The sequence below is a fragment of the Haloarcula amylolytica genome (genome assembly GCF_049705545.1).
Taxonomy (GTDB): domain Archaea; phylum Halobacteriota; class Halobacteria; order Halobacteriales; family Haloarculaceae; genus Haloarcula; species Haloarcula amylolytica_B.
In genome coordinates, this window is sequence record NZ_JBNAMU010000001.1 from 1,889,381 (window position 1) to 1,909,895 (window position 20,515).

Consider the following 20,515-nt stretch of genomic DNA (forward strand, 5'->3'; position numbering starts at 1 on the left):
GGGCTAAACAGGGGTATGACTGACCAGTCGACAGCGACGGACCGCCCGGGAGGCGTGCCCGCGGACCCGTCGGCCGTCCAGGACGCGCTCGTGGAGTGGTACGAGGCGGACCACCGCTCGTACCCGTGGCGGGAGACGACTGACCCCTACGAGATTCTCGTTTCCGAGGTGATGAGCCAGCAGACCCAACTGGACCGGGTCGTCGACGCCTGGGAGGACTTTCTGGACCGCTGGCCGACTGCGGCGGCCCTGGCCGAGGCCGACCGTTCGGATGTCGTGGGCTTCTGGACCAGTCACTCGCTGGGCTACAACAATCGTGCGAAGTACCTCCACGAGGCGGCCGGCCAAGTGGTCGACGACTACGACGGCGAGTGGCCCCGCGACCCGGACGGCCTCAGCGACCTGATGGGGGTCGGTCCCTACACCGCCAACGCTGTCGCCTCCTTCGCGTTCAACAACGGGAACGCCGTCGTCGATACGAACGTCAAGCGCGTCCTGTATCGTGCATTCGGTGTTCCAGACGACGACTCGGCGTTTGAAGCGGCCGCGAGCGCGCTCATGCCCGAGGGGCAGTCCCGGGTCTGGAACAACGCCGTCATGGAACTGGGCGGGGTCGCCTGCGAAAAGACGCCCGACTGCGACGGCGCACAGTGCCCCTGGCGCGAGTGGTGTTCGGCGTACGAGACGGGCGATTTCACTGCGCCGGACGTCCCGACCCAGGCCGAGTTCGAGGGGAGCCGTCGACAGATGCGCGGCCGCGTCATCTCGGCGCTCAAGGAGTACGACGAACTGCGCCTGGACCAGTTGGGGCCGCGTGTGCGCGTAGACTACGCCCCCCAGGGAGAGTACGGCCGGGAGTGGCTCCGCGGACTTTTGGACGATCTCGCGGACGACGGCCTAGTCGATGTCGAGGATAGCGACGGCGAGACGGTCGCGCGCCTCCAGCGCTGACCGCCAGTGGCATACACCCTTGAACCCGTGCGGTCAATACGTCCACAATGGCTGGCTTGCTGGGTTCGGTCGCTCTCATCGTCGTCGCAACCGCTGTCATCTGGAAAGGGAGCGCGTACTTCGAGCGGGCCGCAGAACGGCTGAGCAAGTACTACGGGTTGCCGGTGGCGGTCCACGGCGCAATCGTCGTCGCCGTCGGGTCGAGCTTTCCCGAGATAAGTTCGGTCGTTATCAGCACCGTCGTCCACGACGAGTTCTCGCTGGGCGTCGGTGCCATCGTCGGGAGCGCGATATTCAATCTCCTGGTGATCCCGGCCCTTGCGGCGCTCTCCAGCGAGGAACTCCGGTCAACACGTGACATCGTCCACAAAGACGCCCAGTTCTACGTCATCAGCGTCCTCATCCTGTTCATCGTGTTCGCGCTCGGGGCGACGTACGTCCCGGGCGGAACGAACGAGGCGGCTATTCTGACCCCCACGCTCGCCGCCATTCCGCTCGTGACCTACGGCATCTACGTCTTCCTGCATCAGCAGGACGCCAGCGAGCACGTCGCGGACGAAACCCACAGCGTCCGGCCGGGCCGGGAGTGGGGGATGCTCGGGGTCGGACTCGTCATCATCACTGTCGGCGTCGAGGGGATGGTTCAGGGCGCGCTCGCCCTCGGTGTCATCTTCGACACCCCGACGTTCCTCTGGGGGTTGACCGTCATCGCTGCCGGCACGAGCCTCCCTGATGCCTTCGTCAGCGTCCGGGCGGCGAAAAACGACGACAGTGTCACGAGTCTGACGAACGTTCTGGGAAGCAATACGTTCAATCTGCTGGTGGCGATTCCGGTCGGCGTCCTCCTGGCAGGGCGGGCGACAATCGACTTTCTCGTGGCGATTCCGACGATGGGGTTTCTGGGGTTCGCAACGCTGGTGTTCATCGTGTTCATCCGGACGGAGCTCGAACTCTCTGACCGCGAAGCGTACACGTTGCTTGGTCTGTACGTGGTGTTCGTCTGCTGGATGGCCCTCGAATCGGTCGGGCTCATCGAGACGGTCAGTGGTATCTGAGACGGATCGCGTTAGCTGACGCTACTCGTCGCCTTCTTCGGGCGATAGCTCGCGGGAATACACGGCCTCGTCGTAGGGATCGCCGCCGATAGTGAGTGTCCGAGTCTTGATCCGCTCGAAGCCGAGGTTCTCGAAGAACTCCCGGCTCCGGTCGTTCGAGGCCAGGTCGAGCGCCCGGAACTGTTCGACGCCGTGTTCCAGAAAGATGTCTTCGAGCCGGTCGTACAGCGCCGTCCCGACACCCTCCCCGTGGTAGTCCGGGTGGACGTACAGCCGCAGCATCGTCCCCATCGTATGCATGGTGATGCCCTGGGTGAAGCCGATGATTTCGCCGTCCTGTTCGGCGACTAGTAGCGTCGCCTCGATGTCGTCGAGGTCGTTGGCCGGGACGCCGCCGGCCCACCCGTGGAGCGCGCTGCCCAGCGGGTCGGCGTACCAGTCGGATATCGTCTCGTCGATGACGTCGGAATCCAGCGAGTCGTAGGCGTCGTGCCACGCCGCCCGTGCGACCCGGCGGATGCCGTCGGCGTCGGCGTCGAAGGCTCGGCGGATGGTCGTCATGCGTGTCCCGACGACGGACAGACAGATTGTTCCGAGCGGGTGCCACAGTGGGTGGACTGATGCGATAGGCGGCGCAGTACCCGGGGATCTGCCAGATGCTGAGACGTGTCGCGTACCATAGGTGCTGTGTCTATCGGTTCGTTTGTGCTATCATGGCTAATATCCTCCCCTGGTGTGTGTGAACTGCTCTCATAATCTATCATGGTTTATCATTAGGTTTATGTAGTTGACACCCATTGGTGGTCTTGTATGAGGACAGTCATCCTCGGTGTCATCGGCTCCGACGCGCACGTCGTTGGGATTACCATTCTGGAACGAGCGTTCGAAGCGGCAGGGTTCAACGTAGTCAACCTCGGTGTCCAGTCGTCCCAGTCGGAGTTCATCGACGCCGCGGATGAACACGACGCCGAAGCGATACTCGTTTCGTCGCTGTACGGCCACGCCGAGCAGGACTGCCAGGGGTTCCAGCAGCAGATCAACGAGGCGGGTCTGGACGTGACGACGTACATCGGCGGCAACCTCGCTGTCGGGCAGGACTCCTTCGAGGAGACGCGCGAGACGTTCAAAGCGCTCGGTTTCGACCGGGTCTTCGATTCGGAGACCGACCCGGAGGAGGCCATCGAGGCGCTGAAGGCCGATCTCGGTCACCGCTCCCGTGAGGAAGCGTCGTCCGAGAAGATTCAGCTCGGCTCCTGAGCCTCGGACTCCTTTTCCAGCCGCTAGCGTAGCGAACCATGCGTAATCCGCCAGCCACTCATCGACTGCTGTCGTCGACCACGCGCAGCCCGGGGTGCTTTACGACCAGAACGTGTATGATTCATGATGTCACACATGACCGCTGAGCTGAGTGACGGCACCGAAATCAAGAACATCCACGACGTGGTCGAAGGGTCGAACGGCGTCCACCTGAAGAAGGAGGTCGGCAGCGGCGGGCTCGAACGCGTCGCGTACATCCCGTATCCGAACCTCCTCTACGTCTACCACGACAACTGAGCGTCGGCTAGAGCGAATTCGATGGTCTGACAAGCCGACAGTGGGACCGAGACCAGTGGCAGACCTCGTCTCCCCTATCGATATACCGTCCCCGCTCCATAGAGCCGTCATGTCCGAACCACACGTCGTCGGTGTCGTCGGCAGTCTCAGAGAGCAGAGTTACACCAGGATCGGTATCGAGCGCGCACTCGCCGCTGCCGAGGGGTTGGGGGCGACGACGGAATCGCTAGACCTCCAGGAGTTCGATCTGCCAGTGTTCGACGCCGATCACCGCGAGGCCGGCGACGCCGTCGCGTTCGCCGAAAGAATCCACGCGGCCGATTCGATTTTACTGGGGACGCCGGTGTATCACGGGTCGTACTCCGGCGTGCTGAAGAACGCACTGGACTACTGTGGCTTCGACGAGTTCGAACACAAGACCGTGGGGTTGCTGGCCGTCGCCGGCGGAGGCTTTCCTATCACTGCGCTCGAACACCTCCGCTCGGTCTGTCGGGCGCTAAACTGCTGGGTCATCCCGCATCAGGCCGCGGTTCCGAACGCGCGCAATCACATCGCCGACGGGCAGATAGTTGACGCCGGTATCGAGGAACGCGTGGCGACACTTGGCGAGGAAGCGGTCCAGTACGCGAACATCGAGCCGGACCCGGCGTGTTTCGAGAGTACGGAGAACGTCGGAGCGGACGATTAGCGGTGAGGTCCGCTGTGCGTGTCCGAGCCGTGAGCGTCCGGTCCGCAGGAGCGGATGATTAGCCGTGAGGACCGCTCTCCGTGTCCGAGCAGTAGGGGGCCGTTGACCGAGAGAAGGAAACGATCAAACCGGCTCGCGCCCAAGTTTCTGGCGTGACTCAGTGGGTCGAGAATCCGACCGGTGGCCGGGACCGCGGGCCCACCGCGCTGGTGCGTGCGTGGGTCGAGATACTCAGCCGCCCGCGGCGGTTCTTCCGCACCGGCGTCGCACCGGGCGACCAGGCCCCGGGGCTGGTGTTCGCGGCGACGGTGGTCCTCTTCGAGGAAGTGAGCCGCTACGCCGTCGTCAAGTTAGCCGAGCGGGGGCTCCTGTCTACCGGGCCGTTCGACTACCCCGCTATCGGCGGCTTCTCGCCCGGCGTCGCGGTGCTGGCGCTGTTTGCCATCCTCGTGTTCGTCACGCCGGCAACGGTGCATCTGACAGCGGCGTTGCAGACCCTGCTGTTGCTCCCCGTCGCGTCGGACCGCGGCGGCGTGAGCGAAACCGTCCAGGTGATGTGCTACGCGATGGCCCCCTGTCTGCTTGCGGGCCTGCCCAGCGCAGAGGTCCGTGTGCTCGTCACCGCCTGGGGCGCGGGGCTGTACCTGCTCGGGACTGCTGTCGTCCACAATATCCGGCTCCCGGTGGCTGCAATCGTCGGAGCCGTTCCCGCCGCGATCATCTTCGGCTACGGCTTCCGTGGCTTCCAGGCCATCTCGATGCTGGTTGCCGACTACGGGTTTTAGGGTCTGCCCGCATGCATTTCCGCACGATGCTCAGTATCGACATCGACCAGTTCATGCTGGAACTCAAGGACGGAGCGTTCAAGAGTGTCGGGCCGTCGAACAAGGAAGCGACCATCAAGATGTACGACGTCGAGGGCGTCGACGTTCGCGAGTACGGCGACAAGCGCGTGAAAATCGCCTTCGAAGACGAGCAGGGGAGCGAAATCGAGGTCGCTCTGTTCCCGGAACAGGCGAAAGCGGTCGCTGCAGGCCTCGAACTGCTGGAAGAAGAGAGTGAGATGTTCGACTGAGGCGGGAGTTTCGCTCGTCCGGAATTCGACAACCGTTTTAGGCCCGACATGCTTGCACCGTGTAATGGGTTCGTGTATCATCTGCGGCAAATCTGTCGAAGGACGCATCTGTGACCTCCACGAGGAGGACGCCCTGTTCGAGTTCCGCGGCTCTCGTGCCGACCAGCTATCGGTCGACCGCTACTACCGCGGCAGTGTCGACGGCTTCGCCGAGTTCGGCGTCTTCGTCGACATCGGCGACAGCGTAACGGGGCTGCTCCACCGGAGCGAACTGGACCAACGGCTCGACTCCCTCGACTGGGAGCCGGGCGACACCGTCTACGTCCAGGTCAAGAACGTACGGGACAACGGCAACGTCGACCTCGGCTGGTCGATCCGCCAGTCCGAACGCGAGTTCCGCGGCGTCCTCGTCGACGACCCGGAAATCGGCCACTCCGTTCTGCTTGAAAACGAAGACGACGAAGACGAGGCACAGTCCGACGATTCGGACGAGGAGGCGTCTCGACCCTCAACTGACGAGTCAGCGGGACAAAGCGACGACGAATCGGACGCGGACGACGGCACCGAATCCGACGACAGCAGCGCCACGAACGCCGGCGCAGTCAGTCGGGCCAGCGATGACGAGCGCGTCGAAGGCACTGCGGCCGTCGGCGGCAACGACAGCGGATCAGACACCGCTGTCGTCACCGAGACCGAGGACGAGGGTGCAACCGAGGCGGAGACGGAGGAAGCGACCGCGGCCGAACCGGTCGCCGCGGCTATCGGCGATCTCGACGACCACGTCGGCGCGGACGTTCGACTGGAAGGCGAAGTCGTCGGCATCCGACAGACCTCCGGGCCGACGGTGTTCGAACTGCAGGACGAGACCGGCACTGTCGACTGCGCGGCTTTCGTCGAGGCAGGCGTCCGCGCCTACCCCGAGGTCGAGGAAGACGACTACGTCCGACTCTCGGGCGAAGTCCGCGAGCGTCGCGGTGAACTGCAGGTCGAGACTGAGGAGCTCGATGTCCTCGAAGCCGAGGAGCGCGAGGAAGTCGAACAGCGACTCGCCGACGCCCTCGACGACGAAGCCCGACCTGACACGGCCGAACCGCTCGCCGACGATACGGCGGTTGCGGCCCTCTCCGATGATCTGGTCGAAGCGGCGACCCAGATCCGGAAGGCAGTGCTGACGGACCGGCCGGTCATCGTCCGCCACGCCAACACCGCGGACGGCTACCTCGCCGGCAGCGCGCTCGAACGCGCCGCACTCCCGCTGGTCACCGAGCAGCACCGCCGCGCCGACGCGAAGTACCACTACTTCGACCGGCGACCGATTGAGGGCGGCGTCTACGACATGGACGACGCGACGAAGGACACGACGACGATGCTGGACAACCGGGAGCGTCACGAGGAGAAGCTCCCGCTGTTCGTCTTCGTCGCCGCCGGCGGCACGCGCGAGAGCCTCGACGGCTTCGACCTGCTGAACGTCTACGGCGCACCGAGCGTCGTCATCGACGACATCGACGTCGACGGCGCGGTCGTCGATACGGTCGACGCCGTCGTCTCCCCCTCGGCCGACACCGTTTCGGAGACCACCTCGACGGCGCTCGCGGCCAACGTCGCCGCACACGTCAACGAGGACGTCCGCGACGACCTGCAGCACCTCCCGGCCGTGAGCTTCTGGGAGGACATCCCCGAACCGTACCTTGACGCAGCCAGTGAGGCCGGCTACGACGAGACCGCCGTATCGGAACTCCGCGAAGCCGTCGCGCTCGAAGCCCACTACCAGTCCTACGAGGACAAGCGCGAACTCATCACCGACCTCGTGTTCGGTGACGACGAGGAGGACGTGGGCGGCCTGGCCGGCCACATCGCCGAGCAGTTCCGCGAGAAGGTCGACGAAGAGGTGTCGACCGCCCGGGCCAACCTCGACCACCGGACCGTCGGCGACGTCGACATCGCCGTCCTCGATACGGACGCGTTCACCCACCAGTACGAGTTCCCGCCGGAGTCGCTCCTGCTCGATGAACTCCATCGGGACGTGCGCGACGAGAGCGACGCCGTGCTCGGCATCTCGACGGACACGATGTACGTCCGTGCCAACGGCGATCTGGACCTACACGAGCTAGTCAGCGAAGTCAGCGAGCGCGTGCCGGAAGGCGGTGTCGCGACGCGGAGCGTCCGCGAGGGGACCATCCGCTACCTGGCCGGCGAGCGACCGGCCGTCCTCGACGCCACGCTTGACGTGCTGGCCGACGAACTGTAGCACAGGAGATTTTTTCTACCCGCAGGCAATCTACCTGGGCATGAGCGACGGCCCCGTCAACGAAGCTGATCTCGACTGGACCGACCACGACCACGGCGACCGGACGTTCAAGCGCAAGCAGATCGGTGACGCCGCCGGAGGCGAAAAACTCGGTGCGAGCCTCTACGCCGTCCCGCCGGGCAAGCGGCTCTGGGTGCGCCACTACCACGAGGGTAACGAGGAAGCGATATTCGTCCAGGCCGGGACCGGCACGCTCTGGCTCGGGCCCGACGCTGAGGAACATACGCTCAAGCCGGGCGATTACGTCGCGCTCCCGGCCGGAGAGGAGAGTGCCCACGAAATCGAAGCCGGCGAGTCTGAACTCCGACTGCTGATGGTTTCGACGATGGAAGAGCCGGATATCACCGTCTACCCCGACCGGGAGATGGTCGGGCTGTACGCCGGGTCGCCACCGGGCGGCGAGAAAGCGGACCGAACGCTGTCGACGTATCTCGATAGGAACGCGGAAAAAGAGTACTGGGAGGAGTGAGCCTTAGCGGCTGCCGACGTCGAACTCCGACAGCATCGTCTGGAGCCGCTCTGACTGCTCGGCGAGCGATTCGATGCTGGCGCTGACCTGTGACATGGACGCGGCCTGTTCCTGCGCGGTCGCGGAGGCGGTCTCGGTCTCCGCGGCGGTCGCCTCGCTGATGTCCACGGCCTCCTCGACCATCGACACCGCTTCCTCGGTCGTGGCGGCCTGATCGTCGGTCGTGTCGCTGATCTCCTGAATCCCGTTATCGGTCGCCTCGGCGTTCTCGGCCACTTTCGTGAACGTGTCGACGACGTCTTCGACGGCTTCGGTACTCTTCTGCATGTCCTGCTTGGCCCCCCGTGCCTCCGTGACCGTGGTTTCGGTCTGTGCCTGGGTCTCCGCGATGAGCTGTTCGATTTCGGTCGCCGAGGCCTGCGTCTCCTCGGCCAGCTGTTTGACCTCGTCCGCGACGACGGCGAACCCGTCGCCGCCCGACCCGTTTCCGGCCCGTGCGGCCTCGATATTGGCGTTGAGGGCCAGCATGTTCGTCTGCTCGGCGATATCGCCGATGAGCTCGACGATATCGCCGATCTCGGCCATCTTCTCGTCCAGCCGCTCCACGTTTTCGACGGTCGAATCGATCGCTGATTGAACCTCTCGGGAGCCCGCTATCGCTTCCTGTGCCGTCTCCTCGCCGGCGTCCGCGATCTCGGCCGTCTCGCGGGACCGCTCGGCGACGGTTTCGGCAGAGGCGGCGACCTCCTCGACGGTTGCCGACAGGTCGGTCATCTCGCCCGAGACGGTTTCGAGCATCTCCCGCTGGTCGGCCGCCCCGCTAGCGATACCCTGAATCGATTCGCTCATGTCCTCGCTGGCCCCCGTTGCCTCGTTGGCACCGGCCGTGGCCTGGTCGCTCGTCGACGCGACCTCTTGGGAGAACGTCTGTATCTCCGCCATCGCCGACTCCGTCTCCGTCATCATCCTGTTGAACGACTCGGCGATCTGTGCCATCGCATCGCTCTCGCTGTCGGGCTCAATACGGACTGTGAGGTCTCCGTCGGCCGCCCGGGACATCGCCGCGCTGTAGGCGTCGGCCGTGGCTTCGAGGTGCTCGTTGAACTCCTCGACCTCTCGCTGTCGGGCCTCAGCCTCGGCTTTCGCCTCTTCGGCCTCGGCGATGGTCCGCTCCATCTCGGCTTTCTTCTCCTCCAGGTTTTCGACCTCCTGGGTCTTCTCTCTGGCCTGTTCGAGTTGTTGTTCCGCCGCTTCACGGGACCGCTCGGTCGAGGCCCAGTGAGCCATCAGCGCCGCGGCCAGCATCAGGACGAAGCCTGCGTGGATGAACGCCCACACCCACGGGTTGTTGATTGCCGCCGAGTGGTTGTATACCCGGCTCGGATCGATCATGCCGAAAACCCCGTGCTGGATCGAAACGTAGCCAATGCCGAGCATGAACGGCAGCCAGTCTTCGTAAACAGCAACCACAGCCATCACGACGAAAAAGTGGAAGTGGGCCTCGATGTACCCGCCGGAGAAGTGGACCAGGAACCCGGATGTCGTGACGAGCCCCATCGTCGCCAGCGCAGTTCGCGTCCGCCGACTGAACCACGGCAACTTCGCCAAGACGGCGAGGCCGACGACGACTCCCACCTCTGCGAGAACGTGGAGCGTGTCGATCTCGGGGAGCGTCGCGCCCGTGACGAGCGACTCAGTTCCCGAATACAGCCCGAGCGCCAGCAGGAACGGCACATGCGCCAGCAGCAGAACGAGGATATTACGGTGTCGGCCGCGCCACGTCTCGTCGGGGATCGTATCGCCACTCGGAATGTATGCAATGAACTCCTGGAATCGTTCCGTCGGCGTCAATTCCCGGGAGCGAGTTTGTGCAGACCCACTGGTCGTGTCTGGCATATAGACACAGTGGAGGAGAGCAGCGACTAAAAGACTCCCCCGGCAGTATCATTCGAAATAACGAGGTACAGGGACTGTGGCGGCGCTTCAACGACTCCGGAGTTGTTCCCAGACGGCTCGCTCGCTGCTACCCGGGCCCCTACGTATCACTCGCTGAGACGGACTTAGCTGCCTTCTTCGCGCCGTAGTACGCCCACTCCGCGCTGTAACAGAACACGCACCCGCGGAAGGTCGGCCGGTCGAGGCTCCCGGAATCGTCCGTTTCGCCGTTCATACCTCCACTTGGTGTGAAAGCACAATGAACCTCACGGCTGTCTCCGTCACCGACGATACCCGAGCGACACGCTTATTCGGGCGAAACGCCGATTTCGCACAACGCCGATGAGCACGGAGACGCCGGACCCAGACGAGACAGAGACCTTCCAGCAGGTGTGTGCGGAGCTGGTCGACCGGATTCTCGCGGGCGAGGTCGAGCGCGACGACGTCGAATCGGCCAAGATCGACGTCTGTCGGGAGTACTCCGCACCGAAAGTGCCGAAAAACTCCGAACTGCTCGATTACGCGCCACAGGAGCACCGCGAGGTGCTGGAGGAGGTCCTCCAGCGCAAGCCCGTTCGGACAGCCTCGGGTGTCTCCCCAATCGCGATCATGACATCGCCCGAACGGTGTCCCCACGGAAAGTGCCTGTACTGTCCGGGCGGCCCGGATTCGGAGTTCTCCTCCGCGCAGTCCTACACCGGCCACGAGCCCGCGGCCGCACGCGGCGAACAGAACGACTACGACCCCTACGGCCAGGTCACGCTCCGGCTCAACCAACTGCGGGAAATCGGCCATCCCGTCGACAAGGCCGAACTCATCGTGATGGGCGGGACGATGACCGCCCGGAGCCACGACTACCAGGAGTGGTTCGTCAAGCGGGCCCTGGAGGCGATGAACGACTTCGACGTGGATTCGGAGCCGACGCCCGCGGAGGACGTGAGCTTCGCCGAGGACGACTACGAGTTCCGCTATCTGGAGGACGTCATCGCGGAAAACGAGACCGCCGACGTCCGTAACGTCGCCACGACGTTCGAAACCAAGCCGGACTGGTGTGACCCCGAACAGATCGACCGGATGCTCGATCTCGGCGGCACGAAAGTCGAGGTCGGCGTCCAGACGACTTTCGAGCGGATCAACCGCGAGATGCACCGCGGCCACGGAGTCCAGGCCTCCATCGACGCGAACCGTCGCCTGCGCGATTCGGGGTTCAAGGTCGGTTTCCACATGATGCCGGGCCAGCCCGGTATGTCCAAGGAGATGTGTCTGGAGGACTTCCGGCGCATCTTCGACCAGACTGACTGGCGGCCGGACTACCTCAAGATATACCCGACGCTAATCGTCGAGGGGACCGTCACCTACGATTGGTGGCGCAAGGACGAGTTCGACCCGTTAGACAACGACGAGGCGGCCGAGCTGGTCGCCGAAATCAAGGACATGATTCCCCGCTACACCCGCCTCCAGCGCGTCCAGCGCGACATCCCGGCGGACTTCATCGAGGGCGGGGTCTGGAAGTCGAACCTCCGCCAGCTCGCCTGGCAGCGGATGGAAGAACACGACTGGACGTGTGACTGCATCCGCTGCCGGGAGGCCGGACATAGCGACGACGCCGCCGAGAACATCGAACTCAACGTGATGACCTACGAGGCCTGTGGCGGCACGGAACACTTCATCTCCTTCGAGGACTTCGACAACGACGTACTCGTCGGCTTCTGTCGGCTTCGGTTCCCGAACGACCCGGTCCGCCGGGAGCTACAGGACGCCGCAATCGTGCGCGAACTCCACGTCTACGGCAACGCCGTCGGCGTCGGTCAGGAGGGCGACGACGAGGACCACCAGCACAAAGGCTATGGCAAGAAACTGCTGGAAAAGGCGGAAGCACTGGCCCGGGACGCCGGCTTCCCGAAACTGGCCGTCATCTCCGGCATCGGTGTCCGACAGTACTACCGGGAGAAACTGGGGTACAAGCAGGACGGGCCATACGTGAGCAAGCGTCTCTGAACGCTTTCCGACCCGATTTTCCCACCCAACCGCCCTCGGGCGTGTGACTGAGCAGCCTGTCGATGGACCATAGCTGCAGAACTTCGCTGTTATGTCTCCGGTCGCGGGGAGTCATCTTCATCGCGTGGCAGAAGTCGGGCGATGACCGAAGGAACGCCCGCCGTTTGAGTTACTATATGTATACCGATGCTCCAGCCTGGCGGGCCGATTGTGCCGAACAACCCATTATCAGTAATGCCGGGTTGTGGCCTTTATTAGACTAGAACCGGCGGTAGCGGACGTTAAAGCCGATAATTTGACCTTACTTGGCGATTCGTTCCCGCTAACTAATTACCATACTGTCATCGGCCCTCCCATGGGTAAGATTACGGGCCTGTGGCTGACGACGCTGATGATACTGTCGGTGGTGGCGATGGCGACGACACCGCTGGCGGGGTCGGGCCTCGCGGCCGCGGGGAATCACGGAACGGACAGTTTCGACGTCGTCGACGCCGAGGTGAGCGCCGAGACGGTCAGCGTCGGCGAGTCGGTGACGGTGAGCGCGACGGTGGAGAACTCCTTCGACAGTCTCACCACGCAGGAGGTCACGCTGTCGCAGGACGGAAATGTCGTCAATTCGACGACGGTCACCCTTGACGACGGCCAGAGTGAGTCCGTCTCGTTCACGCGGACGCTTGACCAGCCAGGCGAGTACGAGTTCGCCGTCAACGACGAGAGCGCCGGGGCGGTGACAGTGTCCGACCCCGACAGCATCGTGGTCGAGGAGGCGAGCGTGCGCGAGTCGAGGGTGTCGGAGGGTGAGCGGCCGGTTGTGGAAGCGGAGTTCGAGAACACCGGCGACGTCGACGGTCGGGTGCCGATAACCGTTCGGGCGAACGGGAGCGTGGTGTACGAGCGAGAACCGGGCCCGGAGGTGCCCGCTGGCGACTCGCTTGACTGGGAGTACGACATCGACCCGCTGGAGACGGGGACGTACGAGATGACCGTCAACGGTGAGTCGGCCGGGACGATCTCGGTCACGTCGCCCGCCGCCATCGAGGCGACGGACGCCGAGCTCAACCGGACAACGGTCCCCGCCGGCGGGGCTGTCGCGCTGACGGTCACGGCCGAGAACACCGGCGGTGACGCGGGCGAGCGGATCGTGGAGACGTACGTCGACCGCGGAGCTGTCGATGATCTGGAGTTCGAACTGGAACCCGGCGAGAGCGCCACGAAGACTGACGTGCACGTCTTCGATGACCCCGGCACCTACGAGTACGGTGTCGAGGGTGACATGACGCAGGTCGTCGTCGAGGAACCGGCGCGGTTCGACGTACGCGACCGACGACTCGGTGCGTCGACGATTTCTGAAGGCAAAGACGTCGAGATCACGGCTACTGTCGAGAACACCGGGGGACAGCGCGGAACGTACGAGGTCCCGCTGCGCGTCTCCAGAAGTCAGGTCGACGAGAGGGCCGTGACGCTCGACGGCGGCGAGTCGACGACAGTCACGTTCACCCACACCTTCAACGCCATCGGGAACTACGAGGTGTCCATCGACGGCGAGCGCGCTGGAACGGTCCGGGTCTCTGAGGCGGCGACGTTCGAGACCACTACCGTCGACCTGAACCGAACGGACGTCGTCACCGGGGAGCCGATAGCCGTCACCGCGTCCGTCCGAAACGAAGGCGACCAGACTGGGACGGCCGATGTACGGCTGCAGGAGGACGGCACCACCATCGACACGCAGTCGGTGACACTCGACGGCGGCGAGGAAGCGACCGTCACGTTCGTCCAGTCGTTCAGCGATGCGGGGACGCGAGACATCGCCGTCGACAACCAGTTCGGAGCCAGCGTGACGGTCACGGAGCCGGCGACGTTCGAGGTCAGCAACGCGGCGGTCAGTAGTGAGTCCGTGACCCAGGGCGGCTCTGTCGAGCTCAGCGCGACCCTCACGAACACCGGTGGACAAGCGGGGACTGTCACCGGTGAATTCGCCGTCGCGGACTCCATTGTAGAGAGCCGAGAAGTGACGCTAGAGGGCGATGAAGCGACCGAGATCACGTATAACCACGTCTTCAACGACAGCGGGAACTACGTTGTCGACATCAACGGCGAGCGGGCCGGCACTGTCACGGTCAAGGAGCCGGCGGCATTCGACACGGCTGCCGTCGAACTGAACCGGACGAGCGTTCGGACGGGCGAACCTGTTGAGGTGACTGCCACGGTTGCCAACAACGGCGACGAGACAGGCACCTCCCCGGTGCGCCTCCAGACCAACGACGACATCGTGGACACGAGGAACGTCACGCTCTCGGGCGGTCAACAGACCGAAGTCACCTTCGTCTATGCCTTCGAGAGCGGCGGTGAGTACGACGTGGCGGTCAACAGTGATTCCGGCGGAAACATCTCAGTGACCCAACCCGCGACGTTCGAGGTTCGCGACGCGCAGCTGAGCAGTTCGTCCGTCGAAACCGATGAGTCAGTGGACGTGACGGCGACTGTCGCAAACGTCGGAACGGAGAGTGGGAACTACACAGCGGAACTCACAGAAAGCGACCAGGCGCTCAAGTCCAAAACCATCGGCCCGATTGCGGGCGGTCAGACCGAAACTGTCACCTTTAGCATCTCCTTTGACAGCGAGGGCGACCGGTCCCTCTCTATCGGCAACGCCATCACCGAAACGCTCGCCGTCGAAGCCGAAAGCAGTAGCGGCGGCGGTGGGGGCGGTGGCGGAGGCGGTGGTGGCGGCGGTGGTGGCGGTGGTGGCGGATTCGATCTCAATGACGAGTCGGACGAGACCGACAACGGCGGCGGCGCAAACCCCCCCGCTATCTCGCAGTCCAGCCTTGACAACGGTGTCACTGTCCAGGTGACTGCGGACGCTGCGAACTCGACGGTCTCCCAGTCGCTGAACCGCTCCGGCCCGTCCGAGACAGCGCCGGCGTTTACTCTCTCTGGACTCTCGCTCAACGTGACCAACGGGAGCGACGGATTCAACGCGACGATGCTCGGCCCACACGCCACGCCAAAGGATATGGCTGCGGTCCAGGAAGACGGTGTGCGCGGGTACGTGACCGTCACCTCCGGCCCAAACTCGTCTGCCATCAGTCGCGCAACGTACACCCTGCGACTCAACGAATCCGCGCTTCCCGCCAACGGGTCGATGGACAACGTCCGGGTGTTCCAGTACCACAACGAGTCCTGGAGTCAGCTGCCCAGTACCGTCAACGGGACGAACAGATCCACCCGGGCGACATCGCCCCATCTATCAACCATCGCTGTCGTTTCACCGGCTGCTAACGAGTCCACCCTGACGACAGCTACGCCCTCGAATACGCAGACCCCGACGCCCGCCGAACTCACCGTTACTGATGCGTCCCTGACGGCTGACTGGGTCAGGGCCGGCTTGAATACGTCTGTGCGGGCGACCGTCGAGAACCCGACTGACGAAGCTGTCGAGCAGCCACTGACAGTCACCGTCGACGGCGATTCGGTGATCTCCCGAACAGTCAGTCTCGATGCCGGCGAACAGACGACGATCACAATGGAGTTCGAGGCTGTCGATGGCTCTGTTGCTGTCAACGGCGTCAGTGCCGGTGACCTGCGCGTTGGTTCCGGTTCGAGTGCAAGCGGGTCCGGAGACGAAACCGGGGAAAGCGGTGGCGGCGCGGAGCCAGCGGCGGAAACGACCGCTGCGTCGGGGCCCGGCTTCACCGTCCACCTGGTCGCAATCGTGTTGGCGCTGGTCGCCGGTGTCGTCCGACTCCGCCGACGAGTGTAGGGCTCTAGCGGACGGAGACGTTCTGTCTCTCTCGTTTCAGCGTGAGAAGGACGGCCTTACCGACGGTTTGGCTGCTACGTAACTAATCCTTTACTCACGTACGCCCCTGTATGGACGAGCCCAGAACACTCTGTACTGCCGTCGCTGTCGTTTTTGCCGTCGCTGTGTTCGCGTTCCTATTCGCCGTCGGCAGCGTCGTCGCTTCCGACGCCAGTCCACAGAGCGGCATGTCGGACGCCTCGGTAAGCACATCCGAAACCACCATCCCATCTGTTCTCGAGCGCACCACAGGGGCACTACTCGGGCAGGTCAACGAGACCGACACACCGGCTGACGACGAGCAAACCGAGGAAGACCAACAGACAACGACAGAGCAGGCCCAAACTGAAGCAGAGACGGAATCCGAAGAAACCGAAACGCCGACCGAGAGTGAACAGACGGAGGGATCCACGGAGAGCGAGGAGACAGAAACACCGACTGAGAGCGAGGCAACGGAGGAACCGACTGAAAACGAAGAAACGGAAGAGCCGACGCAAACTGAGAACCCCACAGACGGAGCAGAGACCGAGACACCGACTCAGGCTGACGAGCCAACTGACGATGAAGAGACCGAGGAACCGGCCGAGAGTGAAGGAACTGAAAGCGGAACGCAAGCGGAAACCGAAGCCGATGACGGTGATGACTCTGAGGGCGATACCGACGCTACCAGAGATGATTCAGAGGATTCCGACGATTCCGACCCCGATAGCGGGTCCGATGACTCCGACGACTCGGATGATAGCAACGATTCACAGTCCGACGGTGAAATCTACGACGGGATCACGGAATCAGACGGCAATGAAAGCGGGACGTCGACCGACGAGGCGAACATAACCGCGCAGAACGGAACAGCAGGCGGGGGCGCGCCTCCCGCCAACACGACCGACCAGGAGGACGGAACCGCCGGATTCGTAACGGAAACGGGCACCGATGGGACAGCCACTCCCGCGGGGCAGGAGACCGCCGATTTGCGGATCAGGGATGCGTCGCTGTCGGCCGACTGGGTTCGGTCCGGGTTCAACACGACCGTGCGAACGACGGTCCAGAACGCCCGTTCCCGGCCGGTCAACGAGACGCTGACCGTGACGGTCGACGGCGAACCGGTGGCAACGAACGAAGTGGCGCTCGACCCCGCGGAGGAGACCGTCGTCGAGACCGAGTTCGAGGCGGTCGACGGAACCGTCCGGGTCAACGGCGTGACGGCGGGCCAGCTCACGGTCGAAAACCAGTCCGTTCCAGCCACTGTCGGCGATGAACAGGCGACGACCGCGGCACGGGGCCCCGGGTTCTCACTCGCACAGGTGGGCGTAGTTGTCCCGATACTCACCGCCATCGGCTGGACGAGTCGGGCCCTCCGACGCCAGCGGGACCGCTGAATCGGACTACCGGCGGGCGGTCCGAACTGGTTGTGTGGTGGATTTTTACTCGCACCGTCCGACTGGCAAGTATGGCTCGTGACCTCGCCGTCGTCGGTGCCGGCGCTGCCGGTGCGGCGGCAACGTACGCGCTCCACGACGCGGAAGTCGACGTAACAGTGTTCGAGAAGAGCCGCGGCGTCTGCGGGCGCGCCGCGACCCGGCGGCACGGCGACTGCACGTACGAGTACGGGGCGAACTATCTCAAGGCCGACGACGGCCGCGTGACGGAACTGGTCACCGAGACACTCCCGACCGAGGGGCTCGTCAATATCGAGGAACCAGTGTACACGTTTGACCGGACGGGCGAAATCGACGCCGGACGGGACGCTGACGAACACAAATGGACGTACGAGGCGGGCATCACACAGCTTGCAAAGCGACTGTTCGACGAGACCGACGCCGAAGTAGAGAACGGCGTCCGGGTCGAACGCCTGGAGCGGCAGCGCGACGGCTGGCGGCTCGAGGACGACGACGGAGCGGACCTGGGGCACTTCGACGCCGCGCTGCTGACACCGCCGGCCCCCCAGACAGCAGATTTGCTGGGACAGTCGCGGTGGGATCACGACGACTGCCGGGCGCTTCGGCAGGAAATCGCTTCGGTCCCCTATCGAACGGTCATTGCGGGGGTGCTGCACTATCCCTTCGAAATCGACGTGCCGTGGTACGCCTCGGTCAACAGCGACAAGGACCACGACATCGGCTGGGTCGGCCGCGAGGAGTGCAAGGACGGCCACGTCCCCGACGGCGAGTCCCTGCTGCTGGTCCAGATGAACGAACCCTGGTCGATTGCGAACTACGACGAACACCCTGACACGCTCATCGACGATATCGCAACGCGGACGGCTCGACTGCTGGACGACGACCGGCTGGCCGACCCGGACTGGACCGACCACCAGCACTGGCGCTACTCCCAGCCAGAAGGCGAAGTCGATCACGACCTGCTGTCGTGTGCGGCCGAGCACGACCTGCACTTCGCCGGCGACTGGGTGGCCGGCGAGGGGCGCCTCCACGCGGCGCTACGGAACGGACTGGAGACTGGCGAGGCAATCGCCGACAGCGGGTAACGGAACGCCTTTGGGTGCCCGCCGACAGCCTCCGACATGGACCACAAGCGGGAACTGACGAGCGTCGACCTCGCCGCTCTGGAGGGCGAACTCGCCGGCTACGAGGGCGCGAAGCTCGACAAGGCGTACCTCTACCCCGAGGACGACCTCGTCAGACTGAAGCTCCGGGACTTCGACCGCGGTCGCGTCGAGTTCCTCATCGAGGTCGGCGACGTCAAGCGCGCCCACGCTGCCGACCCAGCACACGTCCCCGACGCGCCGGGCCGCCCGCCGGATTTCGCGATGATGCTCCGGAACCGGCTGTCGGGCGCTGACCTCGTTCGCGTCGAGCAGTTCGAGTTCGACCGCATCATCGAACTGGAGTTCGACCGCGAAGACGCCTCGACCACCATCGTCGCGGAGCTGTTCGGGGACGGGAACGTCGCCGTCCTCGACGAATACGGCGAGGTCATCGACTGTCTGGAGACGGTCAGGCTCAAATCACGGACCGTCGCGCCCGGGACGCCCTACGAGTTCCCGTCGGCGCGGTTCAACCCGATGACCGTCGATTACGACGGGTTCGTCGCCCGCATCAAGGAATCCGACGCCGACCTCGTCCGGACACTGGCGACGCAACTGAACTTCGGCGGCCTCTACGGCGAGGAACTGTGTACCCGCGCCGGCATCGACTACAACGTCGCCGTCGATGAGCTCGACGAGTCCGATTTCGAGCGGCTGTACGAACTCGTCGACGAGATGGGGACGCGCCTGCGCGAGGGGGACGTCGACCCGCGGGTGTACTACGAGACGCTCGACGATGGTGACGGTGCGAGCAGCGGGGAGTCCGACGGGCCAGAGCGCCGACGGGTCGACGTGACGCCGATTCCGCTGGCAGAGTACGAGGAACTGTACAGCGAATCCTTCACCGAGTTCAATCCCGCGCTGGACGACTACTTCTTCAATTTCCAGCGGGAGGAGGAAGTCGAAGGCGGCGAGACCCAGCGCCCGGACTTCGAGGCCGAGATCGAGAAACAGAAACGCATCATCCAGCAGCAGGAGCAGGCCATCGAGGACTTCGAGGCCGACGCCGAGGCCGAGCGGGAGACGGCCGAACTGCTGTACGCAAACTACGACCTCGTCGACGACGTACTCTCGACAGTCCAAGCCGCCCGCGAGGACGACGTGTCCTGGGACGACATCGAGGCGAAGTTCGACGAGGGAGCCGACCGCGGCATCGAAGCCGCCGAGGCGGTCGTCTCGCTCGACGGGAGCGAAGGGACGGTGACCCTCGACATCGACGGCACGCGCGTCACGGTCGACGCCTTCACCGGCGTCGAGAAGAACGCCGACGAGCTGTACAAAGAGGCCAAACGCATCGAGGAGAAGAAGGAGGGCGCGCTCGCAGCTATCGAGAACACCCGCGAGGACCTCGAAGCGGTCAAAGAACGCCGGGACGAGTGGGAGGCCGACGACGGCGACGACGAATCCGACGAGGACGAGAGTGAGGACGAACCGACCGACTGGCTCTCGATGCAGTCTATCCCGACCCGGTCGACCGAGCGCTGGTACGAGCAGTTCCGCTGGTTCCACACCTCGGACGGCTTCCTCGTCATCGGCGGCCGCGACGCCGACGACAACGAGGAACTCGTCCAGAAGTACCTGGAGGGCGGTGACAAGTTCTTCCACGCGCAGGCCCACGGCGGTCCCGTCACGGTGCTCAAGGCCACCGGCCCCAGCGAGCCATCCAAGCAAGTGGAGTTCCCGCAGTCATCGCTGGACCAGGCCGCACAGTTCGCGGTGTCGTACTCCTCGGTCTGGAAGGACGGGAAGTTCGCCGGCGACGTGTACATGGTCGACCCCGATCAGGTGTCGAAAACGCCCGAGAGCGGCGAATACCTGGAGAAAGGCGGCTTCGCTATCCGCGGCGACCGGACGTACTTCGAGGGCACGCCGGTCGGTGTCGCCGTCGGCATCACCTGCGACGACGAGACGCGGGTCATCGGCGGGCCACCGGCGGCCATCGAGGGCCAGGCCGCGACCAGCATCACCGTCGAACCGGGCCAGTACGCCCAGAACGACATCGCGAAGCGCCTGTACCGGGAATTCAAGGACCGCTTCGCAGACGAGACGTTCGTCCGGAAGGTCGCCAGCCCGGACCAGATACAGGAGTTCCTGCCGCCGGGCGGCAGCCGGATGACCGAGGAGTGACGATGCCGGGG

At 64.4% G+C, this 20,515-nt stretch carries 17 protein-coding genes; 14 read left to right on the forward strand and 3 right to left on the reverse strand.

From position 1 onward, the window contains the following. Positions 1-15: 15 nt before the first annotated feature. Both ACOZ4H_RS09930 and ACOZ4H_RS09935 read left to right on the forward strand, forming a co-directional pair. Positions 16-951: an A/G-specific adenine glycosylase gene (locus ACOZ4H_RS09930; RefSeq protein WP_424329129.1), complete on the forward strand. Its 936-nt coding sequence runs from the start codon at positions 16-18 to the stop codon at positions 949-951. A 47-nt stretch (positions 952-998) separates the two neighbouring features. Further along, complete coding sequence (locus ACOZ4H_RS09935) at positions 999-2,006, forward strand: sodium:calcium antiporter (RefSeq protein ID WP_424329130.1); 1,008 nt, start codon at positions 999-1,001, stop codon at positions 2,004-2,006. Positions 2,007-2,027: 21 nt separating this feature from the next. Here ACOZ4H_RS09935 and ACOZ4H_RS09940 read toward each other — a convergent pair whose 3' ends face one another. Further along, positions 2,028-2,567, reverse strand: a complete 540-nt coding sequence (locus ACOZ4H_RS09940) for an N-acetyltransferase family protein (RefSeq protein WP_424329131.1) — start codon at positions 2,565-2,567, stop codon at positions 2,028-2,030. Positions 2,568-2,816: 249 nt separating this feature from the next. Between ACOZ4H_RS09940 and glmS the strand changes: the two genes are divergently transcribed. The 7 genes from glmS (at position 2,817) to ACOZ4H_RS09975 (ending at position 8,100) form a co-directional block, all read left to right on the forward strand. Next, complete coding sequence (gene glmS / locus ACOZ4H_RS09945; protein ID WP_101350135.1) at positions 2,817-3,263, forward strand: methylaspartate mutase subunit S; 447 nt, start codon at positions 2,817-2,819, stop codon at positions 3,261-3,263. Between the two features lie 135 nt (positions 3,264-3,398). Continuing rightward, positions 3,399-3,560, forward strand: coding sequence for a hypothetical protein (locus ACOZ4H_RS09950; RefSeq protein ID WP_162470422.1), 162 nt, complete (start codon positions 3,399-3,401; stop codon positions 3,558-3,560). Between the two features lie 109 nt (positions 3,561-3,669). Then, positions 3,670-4,248 carry an NADPH-dependent FMN reductase gene (locus ACOZ4H_RS09955; protein WP_424329132.1) on the forward strand — a complete coding sequence of 193 codons (579 nt, stop codon included), beginning with the start codon at positions 3,670-3,672 and terminating at the stop codon, positions 4,246-4,248. 152 nt (positions 4,249-4,400) lie between these two features. Next, the gene (locus ACOZ4H_RS09960; RefSeq protein ID WP_424329133.1) at positions 4,401-5,033 is read left to right on the forward strand and encodes a YIP1 family protein; all 633 of its coding nucleotides are present in this window, start codon (positions 4,401-4,403) and stop codon (positions 5,031-5,033) included. A 26-nt stretch (positions 5,034-5,059) separates the two neighbouring features. Continuing rightward, entirely contained in the window at positions 5,060-5,323 is a 264-nt protein-coding gene (locus ACOZ4H_RS09965; protein WP_310896252.1) for a hypothetical protein, read from the forward strand. A 64-nt stretch (positions 5,324-5,387) separates the two neighbouring features. Then, a complete protein-coding gene (locus ACOZ4H_RS09970; RefSeq protein WP_424329134.1) occupies positions 5,388-7,571 on the forward strand; it encodes an OB-fold nucleic acid binding domain-containing protein in 2,184 nt (727 codons plus the stop codon). 40 nt (positions 7,572-7,611) lie between these two features. Then, on the forward strand, positions 7,612-8,100 hold the full coding sequence (locus ACOZ4H_RS09975) for a cupin domain-containing protein (RefSeq protein WP_424329135.1): 489 nt from the start codon (positions 7,612-7,614) through the stop codon (positions 8,098-8,100). 3 nt (positions 8,101-8,103) lie between these two features. Here the strand turns inward: ACOZ4H_RS09975 and ACOZ4H_RS09980 are convergent, their stop codons facing one another. Together ACOZ4H_RS09980 and ACOZ4H_RS09985 are read right to left on the reverse strand one after the other, a co-directional pair. After that, positions 8,104-9,996: a methyl-accepting chemotaxis protein gene (locus tag ACOZ4H_RS09980; RefSeq protein WP_424329136.1), complete on the reverse strand. Its 1,893-nt coding sequence runs from the start codon at positions 9,994-9,996 to the stop codon at positions 8,104-8,106. Between the two features lie 139 nt (positions 9,997-10,135). Continuing rightward, on the reverse strand, positions 10,136-10,270 hold the full coding sequence (locus ACOZ4H_RS09985; protein ID WP_424329137.1) for a hypothetical protein: 135 nt from the start codon (positions 10,268-10,270) through the stop codon (positions 10,136-10,138). 107 nt (positions 10,271-10,377) lie between these two features. Between ACOZ4H_RS09985 and ACOZ4H_RS09990 the strand changes: the two genes are divergently transcribed. The 5 genes from ACOZ4H_RS09990 (at position 10,378) to rqcH (ending at position 20,504) form a co-directional block, all read left to right on the forward strand. Beyond that, on the forward strand, positions 10,378-12,033 hold the full coding sequence (locus tag ACOZ4H_RS09990; protein ID WP_424329138.1) for a tRNA uridine(34) 5-carboxymethylaminomethyl modification radical SAM/GNAT enzyme Elp3: 1,656 nt from the start codon (positions 10,378-10,380) through the stop codon (positions 12,031-12,033). Positions 12,034-12,388: 355 nt separating this feature from the next. After that, on the forward strand, positions 12,389-15,796 hold the full coding sequence (locus ACOZ4H_RS09995) for a CARDB domain-containing protein (RefSeq protein WP_424329139.1): 3,408 nt from the start codon (positions 12,389-12,391) through the stop codon (positions 15,794-15,796). A gap of 110 nt (positions 15,797-15,906) precedes the next feature. After that, entirely contained in the window at positions 15,907-17,211 is a 1,305-nt protein-coding gene (locus tag ACOZ4H_RS10000) for a hypothetical protein (RefSeq protein ID WP_424329140.1), read from the forward strand. Positions 17,212-17,282: 71 nt separating this feature from the next. Next, complete coding sequence (locus ACOZ4H_RS10005; protein WP_424329141.1) at positions 17,283-18,317, forward strand: NAD(P)/FAD-dependent oxidoreductase; 1,035 nt, start codon at positions 17,283-17,285, stop codon at positions 18,315-18,317. A 36-nt stretch (positions 18,318-18,353) separates the two neighbouring features. Then, positions 18,354-20,504 (forward strand): ribosome rescue protein RqcH, encoded by a 2,151-nt coding sequence (rqcH, locus tag ACOZ4H_RS10010; protein ID WP_424329142.1) that lies wholly within the window; start codon positions 18,354-18,356, stop codon positions 20,502-20,504. Positions 20,505-20,515 lie beyond the last annotated feature (11 nt).

What these genes read in the sequence shown, in the direction of transcription:
- ACOZ4H_RS09930 (WP_424329129.1), top strand. Translation starts at nt 16, where the DNA reads ATGACTGACCAGTCGACAGCGACGGACCGCCCGGGAGGCGTGCCCGCG.
- ACOZ4H_RS09935 (WP_424329130.1), top strand. Translation starts at nt 999, where the DNA reads ATGGCTGGCTTGCTGGGTTCGGTCGCTCTCATCGTCGTCGCAACCGCT.
- ACOZ4H_RS10000 (WP_424329140.1), top strand. Translation starts at nt 15,907, where the DNA reads ATGGACGAGCCCAGAACACTCTGTACTGCCGTCGCTGTCGTTTTTGCC.
- ACOZ4H_RS09980 (WP_424329136.1), bottom strand. Translation starts at nt 9,996, where the DNA reads ATGCCAGACACGACCAGTGGGTCTGCACAAACTCGCTCCCGGGAATTG.
- ACOZ4H_RS09965 (WP_310896252.1), top strand. Translation starts at nt 5,060, where the DNA reads ATGCTCAGTATCGACATCGACCAGTTCATGCTGGAACTCAAGGACGGA.
- ACOZ4H_RS09950 (WP_162470422.1), top strand. Translation starts at nt 3,399, where the DNA reads ATGACCGCTGAGCTGAGTGACGGCACCGAAATCAAGAACATCCACGAC.
- ACOZ4H_RS09985 (WP_424329137.1), bottom strand. Translation starts at nt 10,270, where the DNA reads ATGAACGGCGAAACGGACGATTCCGGGAGCCTCGACCGGCCGACCTTC.
- ACOZ4H_RS09955 (WP_424329132.1), top strand. Translation starts at nt 3,670, where the DNA reads ATGTCCGAACCACACGTCGTCGGTGTCGTCGGCAGTCTCAGAGAGCAG.
- ACOZ4H_RS09990 (WP_424329138.1), top strand. Translation starts at nt 10,378, where the DNA reads ATGAGCACGGAGACGCCGGACCCAGACGAGACAGAGACCTTCCAGCAG.
- ACOZ4H_RS09940 (WP_424329131.1), bottom strand. Translation starts at nt 2,567, where the DNA reads ATGACGACCATCCGCCGAGCCTTCGACGCCGACGCCGACGGCATCCGC.
- rqcH (WP_424329142.1), top strand. Translation starts at nt 18,354, where the DNA reads ATGGACCACAAGCGGGAACTGACGAGCGTCGACCTCGCCGCTCTGGAG.
- ACOZ4H_RS09975 (WP_424329135.1), top strand. Translation starts at nt 7,612, where the DNA reads ATGAGCGACGGCCCCGTCAACGAAGCTGATCTCGACTGGACCGACCAC.
- ACOZ4H_RS09995 (WP_424329139.1), top strand. Translation starts at nt 12,389, where the DNA reads ATGGGTAAGATTACGGGCCTGTGGCTGACGACGCTGATGATACTGTCG.
- ACOZ4H_RS09970 (WP_424329134.1), top strand. Translation starts at nt 5,388, where the DNA reads ATGGGTTCGTGTATCATCTGCGGCAAATCTGTCGAAGGACGCATCTGT.
- ACOZ4H_RS10005 (WP_424329141.1), top strand. Translation starts at nt 17,283, where the DNA reads ATGGCTCGTGACCTCGCCGTCGTCGGTGCCGGCGCTGCCGGTGCGGCG.
- glmS (WP_101350135.1), top strand. Translation starts at nt 2,817, where the DNA reads ATGAGGACAGTCATCCTCGGTGTCATCGGCTCCGACGCGCACGTCGTT.